Annotated in this window: 16 protein-coding genes; 7 read left to right on the top strand and 9 right to left on the bottom strand. The window is 67.3% G+C overall.

Going from position 1 to position 23,862, the window contains the following annotated elements; all coding sequences use genetic code 11:
• Positions 1-193 precede the first annotated feature (193 nt).
• Positions 194-1,513, top strand: coding sequence for a diguanylate cyclase domain-containing protein (locus BRESU_RS08795; RefSeq protein WP_013269188.1), 1,320 nt, complete (start codon positions 194-196; stop codon positions 1,511-1,513).
• Positions 1,514-1,534: 21 nt separating this feature from the next.
• On the opposite strand, the gene BRESU_RS08790 is transcribed toward BRESU_RS08795, so the two are convergent.
• Positions 1,535-2,785: a glycosyltransferase gene (locus tag BRESU_RS08790; RefSeq protein WP_013269187.1), complete on the bottom strand. Its 1,251-nt coding sequence runs from the start codon at positions 2,783-2,785 to the stop codon at positions 1,535-1,537.
• 307 nt (positions 2,786-3,092) lie between these two features.
• On the opposite strand from BRESU_RS08790, the gene BRESU_RS08785 reads away from it, so the two are divergent.
• A complete protein-coding gene (locus BRESU_RS08785; protein ID WP_013269186.1) occupies positions 3,093-6,269 on the top strand; it encodes an autotransporter outer membrane beta-barrel domain-containing protein in 3,177 nt (1,058 codons plus the stop codon).
• 168 nt (positions 6,270-6,437) lie between these two features.
• Here the strand turns inward: BRESU_RS08785 and BRESU_RS08780 are convergent, their stop codons facing one another.
• From BRESU_RS08780 to BRESU_RS08770, 3 genes are all read right to left on the bottom strand, one after another.
• Positions 6,438-6,986, bottom strand: coding sequence for a helix-turn-helix transcriptional regulator (locus tag BRESU_RS08780; protein WP_169308015.1), 549 nt, complete (start codon positions 6,984-6,986; stop codon positions 6,438-6,440).
• A gap of 214 nt (positions 6,987-7,200) precedes the next feature.
• Positions 7,201-7,776, bottom strand: a complete 576-nt coding sequence (locus BRESU_RS16915) for a helix-turn-helix transcriptional regulator (RefSeq protein WP_013269184.1) — start codon at positions 7,774-7,776, stop codon at positions 7,201-7,203.
• Positions 7,777-7,846: 70 nt separating this feature from the next.
• Positions 7,847-8,149 (bottom strand): DUF6894 family protein, encoded by a 303-nt coding sequence (locus BRESU_RS08770; protein WP_013269183.1) that lies wholly within the window; start codon positions 8,147-8,149, stop codon positions 7,847-7,849.
• Between the two features lie 770 nt (positions 8,150-8,919).
• Here BRESU_RS08770 and BRESU_RS08765 point away from each other — a divergent pair.
• On the top strand, positions 8,920-9,354 hold the full coding sequence (locus BRESU_RS08765) for a hypothetical protein (protein ID WP_013269182.1): 435 nt from the start codon (positions 8,920-8,922) through the stop codon (positions 9,352-9,354).
• Positions 9,338-9,466 (top strand): hypothetical protein, encoded by a 129-nt coding sequence (locus tag BRESU_RS17745; RefSeq protein WP_013269181.1) that lies wholly within the window; start codon positions 9,338-9,340, stop codon positions 9,464-9,466. Before BRESU_RS08765 ends, BRESU_RS17745 begins: the two co-directional genes overlap by 17 nt.
• 92 nt (positions 9,467-9,558) lie before the next feature.
• On the opposite strand, the gene BRESU_RS08760 is transcribed toward BRESU_RS17745, so the two are convergent.
• The 3 genes from BRESU_RS08760 to BRESU_RS08750 form a co-directional block, all read right to left on the bottom strand.
• Entirely contained in the window at positions 9,559-12,561 is a 3,003-nt protein-coding gene (locus BRESU_RS08760; RefSeq protein ID WP_013269180.1) for a TonB-dependent receptor plug domain-containing protein, read from the bottom strand.
• A 366-nt stretch (positions 12,562-12,927) separates the two neighbouring features.
• Positions 12,928-13,644 carry a 2OG-Fe(II) oxygenase gene (locus BRESU_RS08755; protein WP_013269179.1) on the bottom strand — a complete coding sequence of 239 codons (717 nt, stop codon included), beginning with the start codon at positions 13,642-13,644 and terminating at the stop codon, positions 12,928-12,930.
• 2 nt (positions 13,645-13,646) lie between these two features.
• Positions 13,647-15,131, bottom strand: a complete 1,485-nt coding sequence (locus tag BRESU_RS08750; protein ID WP_013269178.1) for a putative 2OG-Fe(II) oxygenase — start codon at positions 15,129-15,131, stop codon at positions 13,647-13,649.
• Between the two features lie 482 nt (positions 15,132-15,613).
• Between BRESU_RS08750 and BRESU_RS08745 the strand changes: the two genes are divergently transcribed.
• A complete protein-coding gene (locus tag BRESU_RS08745; RefSeq protein ID WP_013269177.1) occupies positions 15,614-16,441 on the top strand; it encodes an enoyl-CoA hydratase-related protein in 828 nt (275 codons plus the stop codon).
• Between the two features lie 96 nt (positions 16,442-16,537).
• On the opposite strand, the gene BRESU_RS08740 is transcribed toward BRESU_RS08745, so the two are convergent.
• On the bottom strand, positions 16,538-17,380 hold the full coding sequence (locus tag BRESU_RS08740; protein ID WP_013269176.1) for a glycoside hydrolase family 16 protein: 843 nt from the start codon (positions 17,378-17,380) through the stop codon (positions 16,538-16,540).
• Positions 17,381-17,481: 101 nt separating this feature from the next.
• On the opposite strand from BRESU_RS08740, the gene BRESU_RS08735 reads away from it, so the two are divergent.
• Positions 17,482-19,965, top strand: coding sequence for a glycoside hydrolase family 3 protein (locus BRESU_RS08735; RefSeq protein WP_013269175.1), 2,484 nt, complete (start codon positions 17,482-17,484; stop codon positions 19,963-19,965).
• Between the two features lie 2 nt (positions 19,966-19,967).
• Here the strand turns inward: BRESU_RS08735 and BRESU_RS08730 are convergent, their stop codons facing one another.
• Entirely contained in the window at positions 19,968-21,005 is a 1,038-nt protein-coding gene (locus tag BRESU_RS08730; protein ID WP_013269174.1) for a LacI family DNA-binding transcriptional regulator, read from the bottom strand.
• A 175-nt stretch (positions 21,006-21,180) separates the two neighbouring features.
• On the opposite strand from BRESU_RS08730, the gene BRESU_RS08725 reads away from it, so the two are divergent.
• The gene (locus BRESU_RS08725; protein ID WP_013269173.1) at positions 21,181-23,862 is read left to right on the top strand and encodes a TonB-dependent receptor; all 2,682 of its coding nucleotides are present in this window, start codon (positions 21,181-21,183) and stop codon (positions 23,860-23,862) included.

The raw sequence follows: 23,862 nt of genomic DNA, 5'->3' as shown, positions 1-23,862 counted from the left end.
GCCGGTTCCCGCCGCAGCCTTCAGGTTTGTGACCCTATCGTAAAACAACCCCGTGGGAAGCGTCCACCGTCCCGTGTTTTTCGCTCCGTACGGGTGTCACCGGCGTTGCGCCGACCCGGACCGCATCGGTATGGTCCGCGCGCCATCGAAAAGGCCCGTGGGCGCAGGGCGCACGGATGGGGGAGACGTCGCCTTGGGTCAGGAGCCGCGCGTGCTGGTCGTCGCCGCGACCGATGAACGGATCGGGTTGCTGTGCCGGGGACTGGATTCGCTGGGCTGGCGAACCATGACGGCGCGCAGCGGGGCCGGTGCCGTGGCCGCCCTGACCGACTTCACGCTCGAGGTCGCCATTCTGGATGGCGACCATCCCGAGATCGCCGCCCTGCCCCAGGCCCTGCGCCGCGCGGCCGGTGCCCGCCGGCTACCCATCGTTGGAATCGGCACCGGGCTCGAGGAAGGCGGGGACTTCGACATGGTGGCCCTGCAGGCACCCCATCCCGCCCAGGCAGCGCTTCGCATCGAGCAGCTGGTGCGCGCCGCCATCGCCGAGGAAGAGTTCCGCCTGCGCCAGGCGACGTTCGCCCTGCACGGCGCGACCCTGGACCCCGGCGCGCCCGACCCAGCTCCGCTGAAAATCCTGATCGCGGGGGCCCCCGACCACCGGTTCCTGGCCCTGTCCAACACCCTGACGGCTGCAGGGGCGGAAGTGATCGCGGCCCCGACGCCCTATACGGCCTTCGACTACCTGCATGAGACCGCCTTCGACGCGGCGGTGCTGTGGGGCGCACCGGACCACGCCCCTGCCCTGTCGATCGCCTCGGGGATGAAGCGCAACACCCGGCTCTATCACATCCCGCTGGCGCTCTATCTGCGCAGCGAGGGCGAGATCAATCTGAGCGAGCTGTTCCACCGGGGCTTTTCCGACGTGGCGGCCGCCGACACGCCCGAGCCGGACACCGCCGCGCGGGTCCTGTCCCTGGCCCGCACGCACCGCCGCCACCTGGCCATCCGCAAGGCCCTGGAAGGGGCGCGGGGTGCCGGGATCATGGACCCGTCCACCGGCCTGTTCACCCGCACCCTGTTCGCCAGCCATCTGGGCCGCGTGGCGGAGGCGGCCACGGCCCGCCGGCGACCGCTGTCGGTGTGCGTGCTGCGGCTCGGCGACAACGACGCGATCACCCGCGCCCGCGCCGGGGGCTGGCTGGACCGGGCCATGCCCCAGATCGGGGCCATGGTGTCCCGGCTGGTGCGCGTCGAGGACACGGCCGCGCGTCTGGCACCGGAGGTCTTCGCCCTCGCCCTGCCCGCCACTCCGGCCGCGGCGGCGCGACTGGCCGCCGAGCGGATCGCGGCGGTGATCGGCTGCACGGCGTTCGACGCCGGCCCTGACCGGTCGCCCTTCGTGGCCGATTTCCATATCGGGGCCGCCGAGCTGATGCCGGGCGAGAGTGCGGCCGCCGTGCTCGAACGCGCCTCGGCCGACCTCAATGCCACGCGATCTGCGCTGGTCTGACGGGCGCGCGCCCTGTCCGGGCTAGTGGACCGGCAGCGTCTCGGCAGGCGTCACGAACTCGGGTTTCCCGCTGACCTCGCCATAGGTCATGCACAGGTCCTCGAACACGCGGTTCCAGGCGAACTTCTCGACGGTGTGGACCCGCGCGGCCGCGCCGATGGCCTCGATGTCGCGTTCGAACAGGGCCGTGACGGCCTGGGCATAGTCGTCGGGGTCGGCGCTGCGGGCCAGCTGGCCGACCTGATCCGTCACCGTTTCGGCCACCCCGCCGGCATTGACGCCCACGACCGGACGCCCGCAGGCCATGGCCTCCAGCACGATCAGGCCGAACGGCTCCTTGTCGTTGGCGTGCACGAACGCGTCGCACGACGCGATGATGCGGGCCACGGCGCGGGGATCGCGTTCGTAAGGCAGGGCGATGACGCGGTCCTCGGCCGGCATCCCGGCCCCCGCCCCCACCAGCACGAGATGATAGGGGGCTCCCAGCTTCTGGACCGCCTCGATCAGGACATCGATGTTCTTCTCGCGGGCCGGGCGGCCGGCAAAACAGAGCAGACGCGCGTCCCTGGGCAGGCCCAGACGCTTCAGCAGCCAGTCGCGGTCGCGCCGGTCGGGCCGGAAGGTATCGATCTCGACCCCGAGTGGCCGAATGACGATGTCACGCACCCCGGCCTCCTCGAGCCGTCGCGCGATGAAGCGGCTGGGCGAGATCACCCGGTCGAACTGGCCGAACAGACGGGCCCAGCGTTTCTCGACCGGTTTCTTGGCCCACTCGCCGAAATGCAGCGCGGCCAGGCCTGCCGGGTCCGAATGGCAGAACCCCACGACCGGACAACCGGCCCGCTGGCCGGCCTCGAGCGCGCCCTGCCCCGGGGTATAGGGGTCGCCCGCCTCGATCAGCGACGGCTTCATGGAAGCCACCCAGGCTCCCCACCGCTTCACCGAACTGGGCCAGCGATAGCCGTCACCGAAGGGCAGCTTGGTCGCGTGCAGCTTGATGATGCCGTCCGGTCCCGCCTCGTGACGCGCACCGGGCACGACCAGCGAATGGGCGATGCCGGGCCGGTTGGCTTCGATCCAGGCCTTCTTGGACAGCAGGTAGCGCTTCACCCCGCCGGAGCGCGGCGCATACAGCATGGTGGTGTCGACCATGCGGGGCCTGGGATCGGCGGTCGACGCCTTCAGAACCCTGAGGGTCTCCGCGACTTCCTCGTCCAGGCCCGGAATGAGCCGAAGCTCGCCCTCCTGCACGTCCAGATCGGTCAGACTCATGGGTTGGTTTCCCGTTGATCGGCCAGCAACGCGCGTTCCTGACTTTTGGATGCGTGCGGACGATTTGCGCGTGGCCATGATCCGCCCCTACGCCCGGCGACGGTCAAGCTCAAGAGCCATCGCCACCCCTCCCGCGGAGCCATTGGATCGCCGCAGCACCACCCGGCCGGAAACCCGCGCTACATCGGGCGCAGGGGTGGTTTAGCCTTGCAATCGCCTCAAATTCGCGAAACTTGAGACAGGTGGCGGCCCTCCTGTTAGAAGGCCCCGCGCCTGCCGGCGTGTCCTTCTGGGGTGAACTTTGCGAATGCGTAGACTGCTTGCGACCGCGGTGGCGCTTGCCCCTCTGATGGCGGTTACCGCGGTGCGTGCCGAGGTTGTCATTTCGACGACGCGCACGACACCGATCCAGACGTCCAACGCGACCGGCACGGCGCGCGATGACATCCGGATCGCCAGCGGTGGCCTGATCACCGTCGTCAACGGCGTGGCCGTGACGGTCGATTCGAACAATAATTTCGACCAGGACAGCGGTTCGAACATCACCCTGCCCGGCAGCGCCGACGGCACGACGGCGATTCTGGTCGGCCCCGGTGCCGATACCGCCAATGTGACCGTGGGCGGCACGATCTCGGTCACCGACGATATCGACCCCTATCCCGACACCGACAGCGACGGGGATCTGGATGGCCCGCTGGCCAATGGAGCCAACCGCTACGGCGTTCGCCTGACGGGTACGACGGCGCTGACCGGCAATGTGCTGATCGAAAGCACGGGCAACATCCTGGTCGAGGGGGCCAATGCCCGCGCGATCTCGGTCGAGCGGAACCTGACCGGCAATGTGACCAGCTTCGGCAACATGCGCGCGGTCGGCACGAATGCGGCGACGGTCGGGATCAACGGCAACGTCACGGGCGCGGTCAATATCGGCGGCACCGTCACGGCGCAGGGCCTGGGGGCCAACGCCGTCAACGTCCAGGGCGACGTGAGCGGACGGCTGACGCTGCAGGGACAGATCTCGACGACCGGGTATCGCTATTCCTCGCGGCCGACGGCCGCCCAGATCGAAAGACTGGAAGCGGACGATCTGCTGCAGAGCGGGTCGACGATCGTCGTGGCCGGCAATGTGGCCGGCGGCGTGGTCCTGGACACGCGTCCGGCCGACGCTGACACGGCCAACCTGGACGAGGACGCCGACGGCATCCCCGACGCCAACGAAGGCAACTCCGAACTCAACGCCTTTGGCAGTGCGCCGGCGCTGACGGTCGGTTCGGCCACGCGGGCGATCACCCTGGGCGTCGCCGGAACAGGCACGAATGCATTCGGCCTGATCAATCGCGGGTCGATCAATGCCAATGGCGTCTATGACGGCATCGCCGCCACAGCGGTCGAGATCGGCGCAGGCCAGGCGGTCACGATCGCCGGTGGCATCCGCAACGATGGCCCGGTCGTCGCGGTCGGGACCGAAGCGGGCGCCACCGGCTTCCGCATCAACAGCGGCGTCTCCACGCCCCTGTTCGAAAACACCAACTCCCTGACCGCCGGGTCGCTGGCGACCAAGGCCGCGCAGACCGTCGTGGCCGTCGATATCGCGGCCGGCGCCAGTCTGCCGGCGCTCACCAACAGCGGCTCGCTGCTCGCCTCCGCGAGCGGCGGACTGGCATCGACGACCGCCGTCCGTGACGCCTCCGGAACGCTGACGTCCATCACCAACTCCGGCAGCATTCAGGCCCTTCTCTCGGCCAGCGACACGACCGGGCAGACCACGGGCATCACGACGGCGATCGACGTCTCCGCCAACACCACGGGCGTGACCTATCGTCAGTTCGGCGTCACAGGCACGCCCTCGGCCGCCGATCCCGACTCGGACGGCGATGGCGTGACGAACTCCAGAGAACCCCTGACGATCGGCAACATCCGCTTCGGGTCGGGCGCCGACGTCCTGGCGGTGGAAAACGGCACCGTGGTCGGCGACGTGTCCTTCGGGGCCGGGGCCGACCAGCTGTCCATCACGGGTGGCGCCCGCGTGCAGGGCGCGGTGTCGGACGCCGATGGCCTGCTGGCGGTCAACATCGCCAACGGCACGCTGGACGCCCGTCAGGTCACCAGCACCAACGTCACCAGCCTGAATATCGGCGCAACGGGCGATCTGATCGTCACGCTCGATCCGACCGCCGGCACCAACTCCGGCTTCAGGGTCAACGGCACGGCGACCCTGGCTGACGGCGCAGGCCTCGGCATCCGGTTCAACTCGCTGATCACGTCCGCCCAGCGCTACACGATCATCGACGCCAACACCCTGGTGGCCGGGACGATCGACCAGACGGCGGTCCAGGCCAACTCGCCCTATCTGTTCGTGGTGTCGGCCGGGACGGACGTCGCCGCCGGCGACGTCTATATCGATGCCCGTCGTCGGACCGCCGCCGAAGCGGGCCTGATTTCATCCGAAGCCCAGGCCTTCGATGCCTTCTATGCCGGCCTGACGGGCGGGGGTGCCCTGCTGGACGCCTTCGTCGCCCAGGGCACGCGCGAAGGCTTCATCGAGCTGTACGAACAGGTCCTGCCGGACCATTCGGGCGGGCCGCTGCTGTCGCTGGCGTCCGGTGTCGATGCCGTCACCCGCGCCCTGACCGGGCGCAACGCCACGGTCGCGCCAGGTGAAACCAGCGCCTGGCTGCAGGAAATCAACTTCTACGCCGACAAGGACAAGACGGACACCTACGGGTTCCGGTCCGAAGGCTTCGGCGTGGCGGGCGGGATCGAGCGCGGCTCGTCGCTCGGCGCCCTGGGCGTATCGCTGGCCTTCACCTCGTCCGACATTCAGGACCCGGAGGCCGAGGCCGAAGAGGTCCTGACGGCGAACCTGGTCGAACTCGGCCTGTACTGGCGGGCCCAGGGTCAGGCCTGGACGACGTGGGCGCGGGCGGCGGGCGGCTATGCCACCTTCGATTCGACGCGCCAGATCGTGACCAGCACGGTCAATATCCAGAACACCTCCAGCTGGAACGGCTTCACCCTGGCACTCGCCGGCGGGGCCTCGTACGAGCGCAAGTTCGGCCGGCTGAGCGTGCGGCCTGAAGTCTACGCCGAGTATTTCAGCCTCAGCGAGGACGGACACCTCGAAGAGGGTCCGAACGACAGCTTCAACCTCGATATCGAAAGCCGTGACGGCCACATGTTCTCGACCGTGGCCGCGGTGAACATCGGCTACGGCTTTGGCCAGGATGGCTGGATCCGTCCGGAGCTTCGCCTGGGCTGGCGCCAGAACATCTCGGTCGATCCCGGCGAGACCATGGCCCGCTTCGTCTCGAGCGGTTCGGCGTTCAAGCTTACGCCCGACTCGATCGAAGGTGGCGGCCCCATCGCGGGCTTCAGCCTCAGCGTGGGCAACGACCTGGGCAAGCTGTCGATCACAGCCGACGCCGAGAAGATCGAAGACTACATCCGCTACAGCCTGCTCCTGCGGGCCAGCTTCAAGTTCTAGCCCCCCGGCCCGGGCATCCCAAGCCGCGGCACGTCGCGCTTGCTGCGAGGTCGTTCGCCCGATCGGGATCCGCCCGCTCGGGACAGGATTGGAAGCAGGCCGGATCATTGACCGGGCGTGCCGGCGGCCCACGCCTGCCCGCGCCCCTTAAGCCAACGAGCCTGAGGCTCAGGGCACCCTGTACTGACCGGCCAGGAAGATCAGCTCCTCGCGGCTGCTGACGCCCATTTTCGCATAGATCCTGCGGATATGGGTCCGGGCCGTCTCGAGCGTCACATTCAGCATGGACGCGAGCACGATCGCCGTATGCCCGGCGGTCAGGCCGACCAGAACCCGCTGTTCGGCGGGCGTCAGGTCGAAGGTCTCCCGAAGATCCGGCAGGATGAAGCTGGCCGTGTGCGCCAGATTGAAGGCCGTGACAGCGACCATTCTGGGACCGGAGGTGCCGGACAGGGGCTTGATCCGCACGATCAGGGTCTCGAGGCGCGATTCGGCCGTGAGAATGATCGCCCCGCCCGTCCCTTTCGCCATTGCCAGAAGCCGGGTGGTGTGTGCCGGGGTGGCGCCCACCAGACGATTGCCCGTCATGGCCAGCCGGCCCCCGCCCTCCGTGAGCTCGCGCGCGCGTATGTTCAGCCAGAGCACCGAAAGGCGGTCGACCTCACAGAGAAACAGCGCTTCGTCGAGATCATCGAGGTAGGCGGCTGGCAGGTCCACATCTGCCGCCTCCTGGAAAGCCGGGCTCTCCGACGGCGGCAACACGCGGCTGCCTTTCGGCTCGTACTGTATCAATCCGCACCTGTACTCATACCTCAACTTGGGCAGGAGTAACGCAGTCCCGCGTTCCGTGCGCATCCCCTAAAAGTGGTACGTGACGAATTGGCTTTCAATCTCTGCGTCGGTGTTCGACCAGCCCCGGATCCGCCCTGCCCTACTGGGCGCGATACGGTGCCACCATCGCGAACATCTCGTCCCGGGATTTGACGCCAAGCTTGGAGTACACCCGTTTCAGGTGGGTCCGGACGGTTTCCGGCGAGATGCCGAGCGCGATCGCCACCCGCACCACGCCGAACCCCTCGACCACGCGGCGCGTCACCTCCGCTTCGGCCGGAGTGAGGCCGAACGTGGCGCCCAGGTCGGCCCAGCAGTTGCCGTCGTCGGCCCGCTCCACCTCAAAGATGACGATCGCAAAGGCCACCGGGAGGTTCTCTGGTTCCAGCCTGTTCACGCGCACGACCCGCGCGTGGGTCGATCTCGGCCGATAGGCCCACGTCCCCGCGACCTCCACCCCGGCGATGAAGCGGGAATAGCCGCGGTTCTCGTCCGATCCCACCCACGCCATCGCGTTTCCCTGTCGCGTCAGCACCTTGCCGCCCGCCAGAAGGCGCTCACCCGCAACGTTCATCCACAGCAGCCTGAGGTCGGCATCGTGCATGAAGCTGGGCGTGGCAACCCGCTCTGACCAGCATTCGAAATACTGGCCGACGTCAAACGATCCGAGGTTCATCCGACGCTTCTAGGTCAGTTTATGTGTGGCGGTACTGACAATTAACCTAACCGGGCACGAAGCTTCGTCCTCAGGGTTGGGTATTACCCTGCCCGGCCGCGGAAACCTGAAGCGTCGCGGTCAAGGCGATGTTGCCATCGGCCGATCTTACGCTGACCACGTAGTGATCCGGCCCCCCGGGGGTATCCAGCGCAAACTCGAGAAGCGCCGACAAGGCGGCGTCCCGAACGGGTTGCCCCTCGCCCAGGCGAAGGCCGGTGCTGTCGGAATGAAGGATGCCGGCATGGGCGATGTCAAAGCGGTACCAGTTCCGGTCCATTGCCTGATCTGACCCTTCGGAGGGGACGTTGCCCCCGGCACCGGCATATTTCATGAGATTTACCTTCAGTGCAGGGTTATCAGTAAACACCTCAAATGCGACAGGATCAAGGAGCAGCGATTCAGGCCGCAGCTACCCCTTCATTCAATATTTACCAGAACGTCAGCCATTATTCCAATAGAACGGACGCGGAATCATCAAGGCTGACGAGAACAGACCTACGAACTCTGCGCGCTATTTCCATAGCTATCGGATGTTTCAAAAGATCAGTCGAAGTCTAGATCGAAACCGCGCAGCACGGCCGGGTCGACGTATAGTGTAGCCCTGGATTTGTGATGGCTGATCATGGTGTCGGCATCAGGACCTTCTGCAACCGAGAGCGCTGCGGCGAGCCTCCTCATGGCGCTGACCCTTGCCCATTCGTGGCGATGTCAACGTGGGCAACAGTGTGCCTGAATCGCCAGGTCCGGAGCGGCCTGCGGCTCGCGAACCGGGGTGCCGGGCGCGCCGTGCCGATCCCTGAAATCGTCTGATCTTTCCCGGGCGGCCCCCGGCGTGTGGACACCCGGCTTCCGTTCGCAGGGTCCTGGTTCGGATTGTCTCGCTCCAGCGCCACTGCTCAGGTAGCGCAGCTAACACGATCCGCTCGTTCGGGGTTGGGTCGTTGTCCCCACAATGGGGGACGAAGAAGCGGCCTGTTCGACTAACGATCTCGATCCCATCGAGATTTTCCACCGTTGCGCGAGACCGTTGAAAACCTGATCAGCCCTCGACCCGTCGATCCGCCCCGGACGACGCGCGGTCGCGTGCCGTGCCGGACGGTCATGAGCGGTGCCCTGTCCCTCGCCGTCCTGGCGGGCTGCGATCAGGTCAGCCCACCGCAGAGCCTCGCGCTTCCCACGCCGGGGGCCAGTCTTCTGTTCCGCGTGCGCGACGGGGCCTTCAGCCAGCCGACCCTGGAACTGACGCTGATCAATCGTGCCGGACGGCTCCGGTCCTATGTCGGCGATATCGAGCCGATGGGGCCGCCGGCGAACCTCTACCTCACAGCCGATGACTGGGTCGTGCTGATCATCGGGAAGGACATCGCCATGTTCGACATCGATGCGGACCGGAAACCCAGGGCCATTCCCGCCGAACATCGTCCCAGGGCCGCCACCTCTTCGTGGACCTACGTCGGGTTGGTCCTGCCCCGGGAGGACGGCCAACTCGGCATCTTCTCTCCAACGGATCTGGAACGTTATGGCCACCATGGATGAGGCGCGACAGTCCCGGTCGCTGTTCAGGACAGTCGTGCTGCTGGTCACCGGCGGACTTTGCGGTCTGTTCTGGCGCGAAGTCTTTCAGCTCGTGATCCTCATCGCGGGCTGACCGCAGCCCCTCGGCGGGACCGCCGTGTGGGCTGTGCAGTGGTAAGTTCGGCGGACCCCGGGAGGCGGGGGTCCGCCGAAAGCCGACCCGCCCTAGAAGCGCGCGGTCAGGCCGACCGAGTAGCGCCGACCGAGGGTGTCGTAGGTCGAAGGATCGGTATTGGCCTGCACACCCGGGGAGTAGACGATGGGCTGCTCATCCCCGACGTTGTTCACGGTGAAGCGCAGGCTGACCCGTTCGGTCAGATCCCAGCTGCCGTTGATGTCGAAGTAGTTCGCAGCGTCCAGTTCGTTGGTCGTGCCGAACTGCGTCATCTCGCCGACATGACGCCAGCGCGCGCCCAGGCCGAACGCGCCGTGGCTCCAGTTGACCGAGGCCAGCGACTTCCATTCCGGGAAGGTGTTGCCGAACACGCTGTCGATCGTGCCCGTGCGGTTGGTGAACGGACCACCCGGCGCGTCCTGACGCTCGCGGTTCTCGAGCCAGCCGACGACCACGTTGAAGTTCAGGTTGCCCCAGTCGGGCGCGCCGATGTCTGCGAGGACGAAATTCCAGTCGAACTGGGCGTCGATGCCGGACGTCTTCAGGGTCGCGAGGTTGCCGTTGACCTCACGGGCCTGGTTGACGTTGCCCGACAGCGGATCGCGATCGAACAGGGCGCAGTAGCCGTTGTTCGGGTCGAAGGTCGGGTTTTCGCCGCGCGCGTTGAAGCAGCCCTGCAGCTGGGCCGAGGCCCCGATCGTGCCGATCACGTTCTCGATCTCGATGTCGTAGTAGTCGATCGAGGCCGAGAAGCCCGACAGCCAGGCGTTGTCGTAGGGCGAGGTGATGACCAGGCCGGCCGAGAAGGAGTCCGAGGTTTCCTCCACCAGATCGGGATTGCCGCCGGTGATGCCGGGGACCTGGTTGTTGGTGAAGACATAGGCGTCGATGGCCGAGGCCGAGATGCCCTGCGCCAGGCACAGATCGCGCACCTGGGCGGCGTTCGGGCCGGTGCGGTAGCTGGAGCGGATGTCGCAGGGGTCGCCGGAGATGCCGGTGGCCGAAACGGTGCCCACGCTCGGGAAGGAGGTGTTCACCGGGGCGAACAGTTCCCCGACGGACGGGGCACGGACGGCGCGCTGGACGCCACCGCGGACCCGCAGGAAGTCGGTGATCTCCCAGTCGAGGTCGGCCTTGTAGGCATCGACGTAGCCCACAGTCGAATAATCCGAGAGCCGGTAGCCCAGGTTCAGGTCCAGTTGCTGGATGAAGGGCAGGTCCGACAGGAGGGGGACCAGCACTTCCAGGAAGTACTCGACCGAGTTGGTGTCACCCACCAGAGGCTGGCCGGGGTTGAAGCCGGCGATCTCGGAGCCGCCCACCGAGCCGCCGTCGGGACGGACCACGACGGGATTGACCTGGGCCAGGGAGGCGTCCGGGCGGAAGGCGAAGACGTCCTCGCGGTACTGGATGCCGCCCGCGAAGCGCAGGTCTCCGGCCGGGAGCTCCAGCAGGCTGCCCTGCAGCGTGGCCTCGACCACCGACTGCTCCTGCTCGGTCACGTTCTGGGCGGTCCGGCCGATGTAGGTGGCGCATTCGGCCGAGAGCGCGGTCTCGCCGTACCAGTCGAAACCGCCGGCGCAGAGCGAAGCCCCGCCGTCGGCGGCGTCCAGAAGCCTCTGGACCGCCGAGCGCGAGACGTTGCCGGATTGCACGGACGTCCGCAGGACGCGGCCGTACTGGGCGTAGACGTCATAGGTCCAGTCACGCAGGCCGACGAGGTCGCCGCGAACACCCACCGTGCTCTGGTAGACGTTGTAGTTCTCGTTGGCGCGGCGACCGCCGAGCGCGTTGAAGCGCTTGTTCAGCAGGAAGGAGCCGCCGGGCGTGGGGCGCGACGCCAGCAGCGCGGCGAGGTCGGCAGAGATGAACGGGTTGGTGACCGGCACGCGGAAGCCGGTGGCCGGGACGTTGCCGGCCGCAGGGCTGGCCGCCAGTTCATTGGCCGAGTCGTATTCCGTGAACAGCAGGTTCGCGTAGACCTCGGCCCCGGCGTTGATCTCGTAACGACCGCCGACGTAGGCGTTCCAGCGGTTCAGTCCCAGCTGGTTCAGGTTCAGGGGGCCCGTGTTGTAGACGTAGTCGCCCACGCCGGGATTGGCGTAGCCGTCGTAGTCGATGCCGCCCGGGCTGTCGAAGTTCAGCGTGCGGACGTAGCTGAAGACGGAGCCGTCGTTGTTGAAGCCGAACTGGCCCGTGTTGGTCAGGGCCCCGTCCCCGAAATAGCTTTGGACCAGGGTTTGGCTGGGAAGGTTGGTCGAATCGAAGGTCGTGCTGCCGAGCGGCGTGGTGCCCGACGGACCCGAGATCGCCGAGAACTCGCGATCGCGGTTGAAGATCTGGTCGCGGCTGGAGTGACCGAGCGACAGGACCAGATGGCCCCGGCCGTCGGCGATCTCACCGCCCAGCGTCAGGGCGTAGCTTTCGCTGACGCCGTCCTGGCGGTCGGTGACGCCGTACTGGGCGTCGAACTGAACGCCCTCGAAATTCTCGTTCAGGATAAAGTTGGCCACACCGGCGAGCGCGTCCGAGCCATAGGCCGCCGAGGCACCACCCGAAATGACCTCGATGTTCTGGATCAGCGGCGTGGGCAGCAGGTTGATGTCGACCGTACCGTCCGAGTTGGACGGAACGACCCGTCGACCGTTCATCAGCACCAGCGTGCGCTGGGTCCCGAGACCCCGCAGGTTGATGTTGGCCTGACCGCCGTTCGAAGGGTTGTTCGACGACGAGTTCACCGACGGCACGAACTGCGGAAGGTCGTTGACCAGGGTGTCGATGGTCACCGAGCCGGTCGCCTGGAAGTCTTCCTGGGTGACGGTCACGATCGGGCTGGTCGCCTGATAGTCCTGGCGGCTGATCCGCGATCCCGTGACCACGACGTCGTCGACCTGAGCCGCCTCGTCCGACTGGGTGGCAGGATCGGGCTGACCGGCCGTTCCGACGTCCTGCGCCAGGGTCGGCGTCGCGAACACCAGCGAGGCGGCGGCGACAGACGCCCCGAATGCCATAGAACTGTTCAGCAGTCTGCGGCGGTAAGCGGACGCATTCATAGAATACTCTTTCACTGATATCGCCAGTACAGGCGGAACATACAAGCTTGCCTTAGTCGTGCAGCGCGACGGTCACAGACCCGGCACAAATGTGACGGTTATATGCATCATAATGACAGTCAATCGCATTTCTTGTAACATCGTTACAGTATGACCATTTAATACCAGCGATTTCTCATCGCATAATGACTAATAACGACGATTTTGGATGCAACGTTTCTCGCGTGAAAACACGCGCTTAAACCGTTACCGAATAGCGTTGCTCTTCAACCGGAAGGTTGCTTAATCCGGCAGGTCACGAGCGTCGCGAGGGATGGCAGATGCAACAAGTTGTCGCGTGGCGCCGCTCGTCTCGAGCACCAATTCTCAGCGGTTGGTGCGTATCCAGCCGGTGATCGAAAGGCGGGTCCCGCCCGCGAAGTCAGCGACCTGGGTCACCAGGTGCGGTTGGGGCGTCCTGAACAGATTCAAGGCATTGAACGCCGGCGTATAGGCCTCCGCCAGATGTCCGTCGGCGTCGATGAAGCCGAGCAGGCCTCCCCACGACGGACGCCATCCCGGGCTGAGGTTCAGGACGTAGGCCAGCCGCCGACCGGCGTCCGGCTTTTCGTCATCGTGCTCGGTCAGATAGTGGCCCGGCCTGAAGCGGGTCGCCTGGGCATCGACGTAGGCCAGGTCGTCAAAACCCGAGATCTCGGCGGCGAAACCGAGGAACGCCGGGCTGTTCAGCCACTGATAGAGCTCACGTAGCGGGTCCGGCAGATGTGCCCCCGTCTCCGCCAGATCGCTGACTCTCAGGGTCTCGAACAGGTAGTGGAAACCTGTGCGGGCTTCCTGCCGCGCGGTGTCCGCAAGGGCGGCCCGCGCGGGCGCATCGGCCCGGGCGAAGGCCTCGACGGGAATGTCGACCGTGGAGGTTGCTCCGCGCGTGGACAGGGTCCAGCCCCCGGCCGCGTCGAGGGCTTCAACGAGACGCGCCGCGCCGTCCGCCTGCAACAGGCCGGGAACGTGCAGCCGTCCGAAGCGACGGAACACCGGTGCCATCCGGGCCGCGTCCAGGGCGGGATCGATCGCGTAGGCCATGCTCAGGATGTCGTCCCCGGCTGAAGGTCGAAGGCCACCGTCAGGCGCTCGCCCGGACCGGTGAAGGGCTCGGTGCCATGCCAGAGACAGGAGCGAAACAGAACAACCGTTCCGGCTTCCGGCCGCACCCAGTACTCCGCCGGCAGGTTCCGGCCGTTTCCGACCGGTGCCGCCCCGAACCGCAGCCAGCCCTCCCGGCTCCCGGGTTTGGACGGCCCCGGGGTCACGATGTAGACCGCGGACGACACCCAGGCGCGCGGGTGGACATGATCGGTATGACGCCCCCCGGCCCGCAGCCGCACCGACCAGGCCCCGGACATCCGCCACGCCGTGCCCCCCGGGCTTCCTTCCCAGGCCGGTGCCGCCTCCGCCAGATAGGAATCGATGGCGGGTTCGAGCGACCGGAACAACTGGTTGATGTCGGGGTCGCCCGCCGTGCGCGGATCGATGAACGATTGGGATCCCGCCGACACGGACTGCTGGAAGGGATGTGCCTTGAAGGGGTGAAGCGCCCGCAGGGCCTCCGCCGTCCGTGACAGCCTGTCCAGATCCGGCAACGGATCCAGCGGGAAGACACGGACGAGCCGCGCGTAGTCGGCGCTCGTCAGGGCACGCGGATCCGCCATCATCCGCCACGCCGTATACAGGAGGGCCCGCGCGTGCTGATGGCCCGGGTCCCGGTCCAGCAGTCCTTCCAGCAGGGTCGCCGCTTCCGGCGCCTGATCGGTGGCGACGAGCGCGGCGGCGAGGGCGATGCCGGCCCGCGGATCCCCCGGTGCCCGCGTCAGGGCGTTTCGCGCATGAACGAGCGCCCGTTGAGGATCGACGCCGGAGGCCGCTGCGGCGGCGGCCAGCAGGACCTCGACCGATCCGGACTCCAGCCAGGGAACCAGACTGGCGAGCGCCGCGTCGTCGCCGGCCGTATCGCGCAGGATCGACGCCCGGAGGATGGCCGCGTCCTCTCGCGACTCGGCGAGTGCCTTCAAAGGCTCAAGCACCGCCAATGTGCGCGACAGGTCCCCGCTCCGCATCCAGACGAGCTGGGACAGGTCCCGCACCGCGGGCAGAAAGTCGCCGCGAAGGTCCAACGCGCGACGGAACCAGACCTCGGCCTCGTCCAGATCGCCCTGGGCCAGAAGCGCCCGCGCGAGGATCAGCCGGGTCTCCGGGGCAGACCCGCCCTTGGCGATGGCCCGGCGCGCCGCGGCCTCGCTGTCCGCCTGCCGCCCGGCATCGCCCAGCGCCGCCGCCAGATTGTGCTCGGCGATCGCGCTGCCGGGCTGGCGCCGGGCCACACGCTCGAGAAGCGGCAGGGCCGCTGCGGTCTCGCCAAGGGATCGCAGCGCCCTGGCCAGAAGTTTCAGGGCCTCGTCGGGCGCGTCGGGGTCGAGGTCGGCTGCCGACAGCGCCCGCCTCGCCCGTCTGGCGTCGCCGAGCGCCAGGGCCGACCGGGCTTCGGCAAGGGCCGGCTTCCAGTCCACGATCATCGCTGATCCTTCGTCTCGACGGTTTCCCCGGGGGCCCAGAGCCTGGGCGGCCCGGTGGGGCGCGGCCACGGCGGGTGAACGGGTGCCGACGCATACAGGCCGACTTCGTTCCACGCCAGCCTCCGCGACGGGTCGTGATCCCGTTGCGGCCGAGGATCGTCAGATCGACGCATCGTGGTGATCAGCCCTGGTCCAGAACGGCGTCGAGGGAGAGGAAGGCTGACCCGTCGGCCGGGGAGACGGCGTGGTCCGCGTACAGGTCGAGGGGGTCTGCGGGCTTCCGGCGACCGTTTCAGGCCCTGCCGAACCGTCCCTCATGACGGACGGTTGAGGGTCGATGATCGCGAAGACCGGGATTGTCGGTGATCCGTTCATGACGGCCGACCGTTGAGAGGCCGTGGATCAGATGGAAAACACCGGTGCTTGCCCCTGGTGCCATCCGATGAGATGCGTGGCCCGACATTGCATCTCCGGGGCCGAGCATGACCGCATTCCAGATCACGCGCGACGAGGCCGTCGCCCATCTCCGCCTGACGCGCCCGGAGGCTTCCAACGCTCTGGACGTGGAGTTCTGGAGGAGCTTCGGCCCGGCCCTGCGCGAACTCGACGCCGGGGGCGATGTCCGCGCTCTCGTCATCTCGGGAGAGGGCAGGAACTTCTGCGCCGGGATGGACATCTCCGTGTTCTCGGGTGGCGCGATCCTCCAGGCGGACACGTCGTCCCGGAGGCAAGCCTTCCAGCACGCCGCGCGCGAGCTCCAGGAGTCCCTGACGACGCTGGAGCGGGTGCGCTTTCCCGTCATCGCAGCGGTTCAAGGGGCCTGCGTCGGCGCGGGTCTGGACATGGTTTCGGCCTGTGACCTGCGGCTCGCGTCGGAAGACGCCTATTTCCGTATCGAGGAGATCAACATCGGCATGATGGCCGACGTCGGGACCCTTCAGCGCCTCCCCAAGACCCTGCCAGACGCCGTTGTGCGCGAACTGGCCTATCTCGGGACCAGCCTGACCGCCGACCGGGCCGAGCGCCTGGGCTTCATCAATGCGGTCGGTTCGGACGCCGAGGCGACGCTGGCGGCCGCGCTTCAGATGGCGGCCACCATCGCCGGGAAGGCACCGCTGGCCGTGTCGGGCTCGAAAGCCGCCATCACCTACGCCCGTGACCACAGCGTCGCCGAAAGTCTGGAATGGGCGGCGGTGATGCAGGGGACGCTGTGGAACCCCGAGGATGTCCTGGCCGCAATCCAGGCGCGCCGGCACAAGGAAAAAGGCGTGTTCGCGGCGCTCGCTCCTCTGGTTCCCTTCGGCGACTGATCGGCGAACGTCCCTCCTTTGAGCCGCTCCGGCGCGGACGGCCTCTTCGGCATCAGGGTGAAGAAGGACCGGGAGCCGTGTGTCATGGGCCGGGTGTCAGGACGGCGCCCGCTGGAACACGCGGACGTAGTCGATCTCCATCGTCTGGGGGAATGCCCGGTCGTCCACGCCCTCGACGCCGCCCCAGTCGCCGCCGACGGCGATGTTCAGGATCATGTAGAAGGGCGCGTCGAACGGCCAGGTGGCGGGATCGTCGCGACCGTCGTTGCGAAAGCGGTAGTAGCCGACATCGTCGATGCCGAAGTTGATGCCCTCGGGCGTCCAGAGCACCTGATAGCGGTGGAAGGCGTCGCAGGCGTCGCGGACGCGTTTCATGCCGCCCCGCTCGGTGCCCTGGGTGTGATTGTAGCGGGTGGTGTGCACGGTGCCGTGGACCTCGCCGCGGGCATGGCCGACGTGTTCCATGATGTCGATCTCGCCGCCCGCCGGCCACTCGGCGTCGGCCACCGGCAGCATCCAGATGGCGGGCCATGTGCCGCGGCCGCAGGGTATCCTCGCCTTCACCTCATAGAAGCCATAGGTCCATTCCGCCTTGCCGCGTGAGATCAACCGGGCGGAGGTATAGGCCTGCCCTCCGGCATCGGCGACCTGATCCGGTCCGAGTTGTTCGCGCCGCGCCTCGATGATGAGGTGGCCGTTCTCGACGCGGGCGTTTTCCGGCCTTTCGGCGGCGTAGTACTGGAGTTCGTTATTGTACCAGCCGTCGCGGTTGCGTTCGACGTCGTAGGACCAGCGGGTGGGATCTGGCAGCCCATCCGTGTTGAACTCGTCATTCCAGACGAGGCGGTAGCCCTCCAGGCTGTCGTCCTGCGGCGGCCGTGCCGCGCCGGCGCAGGCCAGGGCCGCCAGTCCGATGACCGTCGTGGTGAAGATGCGCATGGTGGCCTCCCGTGATCATTCTGCGACGACCTTCGGCCACGCAATCGCGGTTTGACAACGTTGTCAACTCCCGACACCTTGAGACAAAAGAGACTCCAGGGATGAGACAGATGCCAAAAAACGTATGCCGGCGCGGCCTCGCCACGGCCGCCGTGTCGCTGACGGCCCTCCTGATGGCCGCGGGCCCGGCTCTGGCACAGAGCGGAGCATCGCCGGTCGTCGACGTCTCGGCCTGGCCCAGCGCGAAAAGTCCTGATGCGATGACCGATGCGGCGACGTCCGCCTTCGTCGAGGATCTGCTGGCCCGCATGACGGTCGAGGAGAAGGTCGGTCAGGTCATCCAGGCGGACATCGGCTCGATCAGTCCCGCCGATCTGGCCACCTATCCCCTGGGTTCGATCCTTGCGGGTGGAAACTCGGCACCGGGCGGGGACGAGCGGGCACCGGCTCAGGCCTGGGTCGACCTCGCCGAAGCCTTCCGGGCAGCGGCCGCGGCCCGGCCCGGAGCACGCGTGCCGCTGATGTTCGGCATCGACGCGGTGCACGGGCACAACAACGTGGTCGGCGCGACCCTCTTTCCGCACAACGTCGGCCTCGGCGCGGCGCGCAATCCGGACCTGATCGAGCGGATCGGCCGGGCGACGGCGCTCGAGGTGGCGGCGACCGGGGCGGACTGGACGTTCGGACCGACGGTCGCGGTCCCACGCGACGATCGCTGGGGCCGGACCTACGAAGGCTACGGCGAAGATCCCGAGATCGTCGCCGCCTATGCCGGTCGCATGACGCTCGGCCTGCAGGGGTCCTTGGGTCAGGGCCATCTCGCGCCCGGCCACATCGCCGGCTCGGCCAAACACTATCTGGCCGACGGGGGGACGCTGAACGGCAAGGATCAGGGCGACGCGATCATCAGCGAACAAGAGCTGATCGCCATCCATTCCGCCGGCTATCCGCCCGCCATCGACGCCGGCGTCCTGACCATCATGGCCAGCTTTTCGAGCTGGAACGGGGCCAAGCACACCGCCAATCGCGACCTGCTGACCGATGTGCTGCGCGGCCCCCTGGGCTTCGACGGTTTCGTGGTCGGCGACTGGAACGCCCACGGCCAGATCGAGGGCTGCACCAACGAAAGCTGCGCGGCCGCCTTCAATGCCGGCATCGACATGTTCATGGCGCCCGACAGCTGGAAGCCGTTGTTCGACAACACCCTGGCCCAGGTCCGTTCGGGCGAGATCGCCATGACCCGGCTGGACGAGGCGGTCCGGCGGATCCTGACCGTCAAGGTCAAGACCGGGGTGTTCGAGACCGACCGTCCGGTGGAGGGGCGTATCGAGGTGCTCGGGTCGCCGGAACATCGGGCCCTGGCGCGCGAGGCGGTGCGTCAGTCGCTCGTCCTCCTGAAGAACAACGGTTCGGTCCTGCCGATCCAGCCCGGTGCCCGCGTGATGGTCGCCGGCAGTGCCGACAACATCGGCCAGGCGGCGGGCGGCTGGACCATCAACTGGCAGGGCACCGGCAATACCCGCGCTGACTTCCCGAACGGCGAATCGATCTGGGAGGGGCTGAAGGACGCGGTCGAGGCGTCCGGTGGGACGGCCGTGCTGAGCGCAACCGGCACCTATGAGACACGGCCCGACGTGGCCATCGTCGTGTTCGGCGAGGAGCCCTATGCCGAGTTCCAGGGCGACCTGTCCGACCTCGATTTCCGTCCGCGGGCGCCTCTCGCCCTGCTGCGTCGACTCCAGGCCGAAGGGATTCCGACGGTCGCGGTCTTCCTGTCCGGGCGACCCCTGTATGTGAACCCCGAGATCAACGCCTCGGACGCCTTCGTCGCGGCCTGGCTCCCGGGATCGGAAGGCGGCGGAATCGCCGATGTGCTGGTCGCCGGCCCGGACGGCAGGCCGCGTCATGATTTCCGGGGACGACTGTCCTTCAGCTGGCCGCGCAGCCCCGATCAGGCACCGCAGAACCGGGGCGGGCCCGACTACGATCCGCAGTTCGCCTATGATTTCGGCCTGAACTATGCGGCGCCGGTGGAAACGGAGCGCCTGATCGAGGTCGAGGAGGGCACCGACGCATCGTCCATGCGGTTCCTGGCCGATGGGCGGTTCGTGACACCCTGGTCCTTGGTCGTTCGCGACGCGGGCGGCGAGGCGCGGATCGCGGACGGCGCGCGGGGCGTGAGCCCCCGCGCGGTCGTGACGGTCGCCCCGGTCGATGGACAGGGCCAGGAAACGGCTCGCCTGGTGACGTTCGCCGGACCGGGTCAGGCGATCGTGACCGGCCCGGCCATCGATCTGTCGGGACCGGATTATGCCGGCGTGGCCCTGACCTTCCGATACCGGATCGACGCCGGCGACGCCTCGGCGCTCGGCATCGGGCTGGGCAATGGCGTGGTGCCGCTGGTCGCAGGCTCAGGCTGGCGGGAGGCATCGGTGCCGCTGCGCTGTTTCGCGTCCGGCGAGGGCGGCCTCGCGGGTGTCGACCGGGCCTGGATCCTGAGCGCGACGGCCCCTGCGACGGTGGCGGTGGAAGACATCCGGCTGGACGCCGCGACCTCGACGGACTGTCCGGTCGCCGCCCGCTGAGCTCAGGTCAGGGGGGCGGTCGAACCCCGGACTTCCAGTGCGAAGGGAAGCAGATGGTCGGACGGGGCGCCCTCCCCTGTCCGGCTGACGCCGATCAGCAGCGCGGCCGCCTTGGCGGCCATCTCGGAGATCGGCTGGCGGATACTGGTCAGACCCGGCACGCTGAGTCGCACTCCCGGCGTGTCGTCGAAACTGACCAGCGACAGGTCCGGCACGCGGATCCTCAGGCGTGAGGCCACGTGCAGGGTCGCCAGAGCCATCTCGTCGTTGCTGGCGAGGATCGCCGTGGGGCGATCGTCGCGCGCCAGCAGGGTCCCGGCGGCGGCGACACCGCTCTCGAAGGTGAAGTCGCCCGGCGCGATCAGGTCCTCGTCGATCGTGACGCCGGCTTCGGTCAGGGCGTCGCGATACCCGTCCAGACGCTGGCGACTGGCCTCGAACCGGGGGCTGCCCGCGATGAAGCCGATCCTGCGATGGCCGAGCTGAAGCAGATGCCGGGTCGCTTCCGCCGCCGCCGCCCGGTCGTCCATGAAGACGCCGAAACCCACGCCCTCGCCAGCCACACCCATGCGCACGACGGGGACGTTGCGCCGGGTCAACATCTCGACCAGGGCCAGGTTCTGCGAGTGCGGTGGCGTCAGGATGATGCCGTCCGGCTGGAGCGCGGACAGGATGGCCACCACCTTGCGGTCCAGATCAGGCGATCCCGCCTCGACCAGCTCGAACAGCATCCGGTAGCCGTGCGCCTCGCAGGTGAGCATGGCCCCATGCAGCATCTGGTCGATCCAGTCGTTGCCCCGCCCGCTGCGCCAGTTGTTGATGGTGTTCTCACGGTCGTTGAGCGCCACCAGCAGATAGGACCGGCTGCCGCCCATTCGTCGCGCGGCCATGCTGGGGACATAGCCGAGCGCGTCCACGGCCTTATTCACCCGGTCCTGCAGATCCTGGGTGACGTTGGGCTCGCCGTTCATCACCCGCGAAACCGTCTTGACCGCGACACCGGCCGCTGCAGCGACGTGACGGATGGTGACCTTCGACATCGAGCCTCCCGCGACCCATCGGCTGCGCACCGACGCCACCGAACAGATCGACCTGTGTTGCACCAATCCCACCGTGCGGCGCCAGTCGAAAAACGGGCGTTGACAACGTTGTCAAACGATGGCGGATTGAAGGCAAGCGGAAAGAACAACGATCCGCAACGGGAGGACGATTCACATGCGTAACCGGAAGACAGCATTGCTGTGCGGCGCAACCCTTGCCATCGCGCTGCCAGGCCTGGCGATGGCCCAGGCCGCGGACACTCCCCGCGCGGCGGCCCAGCAGGACGAGGATGGCGAGGCAACCCAGGTCGACGATATCATCGTCACGGTCGAGCGCCGCGAACAGAGCCTGCAGAACTATGCCGGCACCGCCGTCGCCCTGACCGGCGAGGACCTGAAGGCCGTCGGCGTCCAGGATATCTCCGACCTCGAAGGTCGCGTCCCCGGCCTTTCTGTCGCCAACAACGGCGGGAACATCGAGATCTATATCCGCGGCGTCGGCTCGTCGAACAACACCGAACTGGGCGACCCGGCGGCCGCGACGCACTACGACGGGGTCTATCTGCCGCGACCGGCCGGCATCGGATCGGCGTTCTTCGACATCCAGCGTGTCGAGGTCAACATCGGCCCGCAGGGGACGCTGCGCGGGCGCAACGCGACGGCGGGCACCGTCAACATCGTGACGTGGAAACCCGGCCTGAACATCTGGGATTCCAGTGCCGAGTTCGAACTGGGCAATTATCAGCAACGGGTGTTCCAGGGGATGGTCAACATCCCGCTCGGCGAGACGGCGGCGGTCCGTATCGCGGGCTATCATCTGGAGCACGACAGCTACTACGAGGACGTGGGGCCCGCGCGCGTGGGCGTGGCCGAGGCCGAGAACAACGACGCCGGGCGGATCCAGTTTCTGTGGGAGCCCACCAGCCGACTGTCGATCCTTCTGGGTGCCGACTACATCCGCGAGACCGGCACCGGCTACACCGGCACCAACTACGCCAATCCCCTCGGCAACGGCATCGACCCCAATGACATCGAGGATCCCCGCCGGGTGATCAGCCGGGCCCAGGCTCCGGACCTGAACACCCGTCACTGGGGCGCGCGCGCCAATATCCGCTACGACGGCGACCTGTTCGACATCGAGTACACGGGCAGCTACCGCGACCTGGTCTACGACTATCGAGCCGTGACGCCGCTCGCGCCCTTCTATCCCGGCGTGCTGCAGACCTTGACCGGCCCGGGTGGACTCGGCGAGACGCTGGACAACTTCTCGCAGTTCCAGTCGATCACCGACAGCCAGTCCAAGACCCACGAGCTGCGCTTCTACGACAACGAGGGCCCCTGGATCTGGAGCCTGGGCGCCTTCTACTTCGAGGAGGACCAGTACTCGTTCCTCGGCTCGACCGGGGACCGCGGCCTGTTCTTCCAGGGCGTGGAATTCAACATGCCCGACGTCGACACCTCGTCCTACGCGCTCTTCGGGGACACGACCTACAGCGTGACCGACCGGTTCCGGATCACTGCCGGCCTGCGCTACACCGAGGACGAGAAGAGCCGCCGCGGCGTTGCCGCCCGCTACGGTTTCGCGCTCGGCGCCGGCGACTTCAACTGCTGCGGCGGCGTGCGCGTGGGCACTGAAGGCTTCGAGTTCGCCGGTCGTGGTCGCACGATCATCAACCCCGACACCGACGGAAACGGCACGATCACGGAACAGGAGATCGTGAGCTTCTATTTCAACGGCGTGAGCCGGTTCGGAGCCCGGGACAATGTCGACGACATCTTCGCCAACGGCCCTGTGCCGGGTGGCGCGCCGAACCGGCCGGCATGCCTCGACACGGTTACCGGCGACTTCTGGACCTGCGCCGCAGACGGCCGGCTGACCTATGCGGTCCCCTTCACCGGCCAGATCTTCCAGCAGGTCGGCGAAAGCCAGATCGATTTCGTGGACTGGCGCCTGCGGGCCGAGTTCGACGTCACGCCCGACAATCTGCTGTACGGCCTGATCGCCACCGGCAACAAGTCGGGTGGCTTCAACGACAACATCGGCAACGCCGGTCTGGCGCCGACCTACGACGCCGAAAAGGTGACGCTGTACGAACTTGGATCCAAGAACGAGTTCTACGTCGGCGACCTGAAGGCGCGCCTGAACGGGTCGCTGTTCTACAACGACTACGAGGACCAGGTCCTGACGTCCCTGCTGTCGGTGGCCCAGATCGTCGAGTTCCTGGGCGGCCCGCAACAGGTGCCGGTGCCGCTGGACTCCTCGCTAGCCCTCGTCGTCTCCTATTCGTACAATGCAGCGTCCTCGCGCATCTACGGCGCCCAGTTCGACGGCGGGATCGACCTGCCCTGGAACATCGGCCTGGACTTCAACCTTCTGTACCTCAAGGCCGAGGTCGTGGAGGCCGAGCCGATCCAGGACTTCCGCTTCCAGGCTGACGTTGCCCCGAGCGAGGCCGTGTTCCAGTCGATCGAGGGCAAGACCCTGCCCCGGACGCCGGAATGGCAGTTCAACATGAACCTCACCCAGGCCTTCCCGACCGAGACGATGGGTCAGTTCGACTATGTGGTGTCGGCCGGTTACCGCTCCGACTTCTTCACCACCATCTTCAACGGTCAGGATTTCCAGCAGCCCAACAATCCGCGCCGTCGCCTGGACGACAAGGTGGACGGATACTGGACGTTCGACGCCGGGTTCGGCTGGACCCCGCCGGGCGATGGGCGTCTGCGGTTCGAGGCCTATGTCAACAACCTGACCGACGAGATCCACGAGGCCGCGATCATCATCACCCAGTTCGACAATACCCGCTTCTTCACCCGGCCCCGCACCTTCGGTGCCCGGGTACGGGTCCAGTATTGA

It is taken from the genome of Brevundimonas subvibrioides ATCC 15264, from assembly GCF_000144605.1.
In the GTDB taxonomy this organism is placed as follows: Bacteria; Pseudomonadota; Alphaproteobacteria; order Caulobacterales; family Caulobacteraceae; genus Brevundimonas; species Brevundimonas subvibrioides.
This window is presented reverse-complemented; position numbering and strand designations above follow the sequence as displayed.

Coding starts and splice junctions, on each gene's coding strand:
- BRESU_RS08765 (WP_013269182.1), top strand. CDS start 8,920: ATGAGCGGTGCCCTGTCCCTCGCCGTCCTGGCGGGCTGCGATCAGGTC.
- BRESU_RS08745 (WP_013269177.1), top strand. CDS start 15,614: ATGACCGCATTCCAGATCACGCGCGACGAGGCCGTCGCCCATCTCCGC.
- BRESU_RS08755 (WP_013269179.1), bottom strand. CDS start 13,644: ATGGCCTACGCGATCGATCCCGCCCTGGACGCGGCCCGGATGGCACCG.
- BRESU_RS08750 (WP_013269178.1), bottom strand. CDS start 15,131: ATGATCGTGGACTGGAAGCCGGCCCTTGCCGAAGCCCGGTCGGCCCTG.
- BRESU_RS08725 (WP_013269173.1), top strand. CDS start 21,181: ATGCGTAACCGGAAGACAGCATTGCTGTGCGGCGCAACCCTTGCCATC.
- BRESU_RS08735 (WP_013269175.1), top strand. CDS start 17,482: ATGAGACAGATGCCAAAAAACGTATGCCGGCGCGGCCTCGCCACGGCC.
- BRESU_RS08740 (WP_013269176.1), bottom strand. CDS start 17,380: ATGCGCATCTTCACCACGACGGTCATCGGACTGGCGGCCCTGGCCTGC.
- BRESU_RS08790 (WP_013269187.1), bottom strand. CDS start 2,785: ATGAGTCTGACCGATCTGGACGTGCAGGAGGGCGAGCTTCGGCTCATT.
- BRESU_RS08770 (WP_013269183.1), bottom strand. CDS start 8,149: ATGAAATATGCCGGTGCCGGGGGCAACGTCCCCTCCGAAGGGTCAGAT.
- BRESU_RS17745 (WP_013269181.1), top strand. CDS start 9,338: ATGGCCACCATGGATGAGGCGCGACAGTCCCGGTCGCTGTTCAGGACA.
- BRESU_RS08760 (WP_013269180.1), bottom strand. CDS start 12,561: ATGAATGCGTCCGCTTACCGCCGCAGACTGCTGAACAGTTCTATGGCA.
- BRESU_RS08730 (WP_013269174.1), bottom strand. CDS start 21,005: ATGTCGAAGGTCACCATCCGTCACGTCGCTGCAGCGGCCGGTGTCGCG.
- BRESU_RS16915 (WP_013269184.1), bottom strand. CDS start 7,776: ATGAACCTCGGATCGTTTGACGTCGGCCAGTATTTCGAATGCTGGTCA.
- BRESU_RS08785 (WP_013269186.1), top strand. CDS start 3,093: ATGCGTAGACTGCTTGCGACCGCGGTGGCGCTTGCCCCTCTGATGGCG.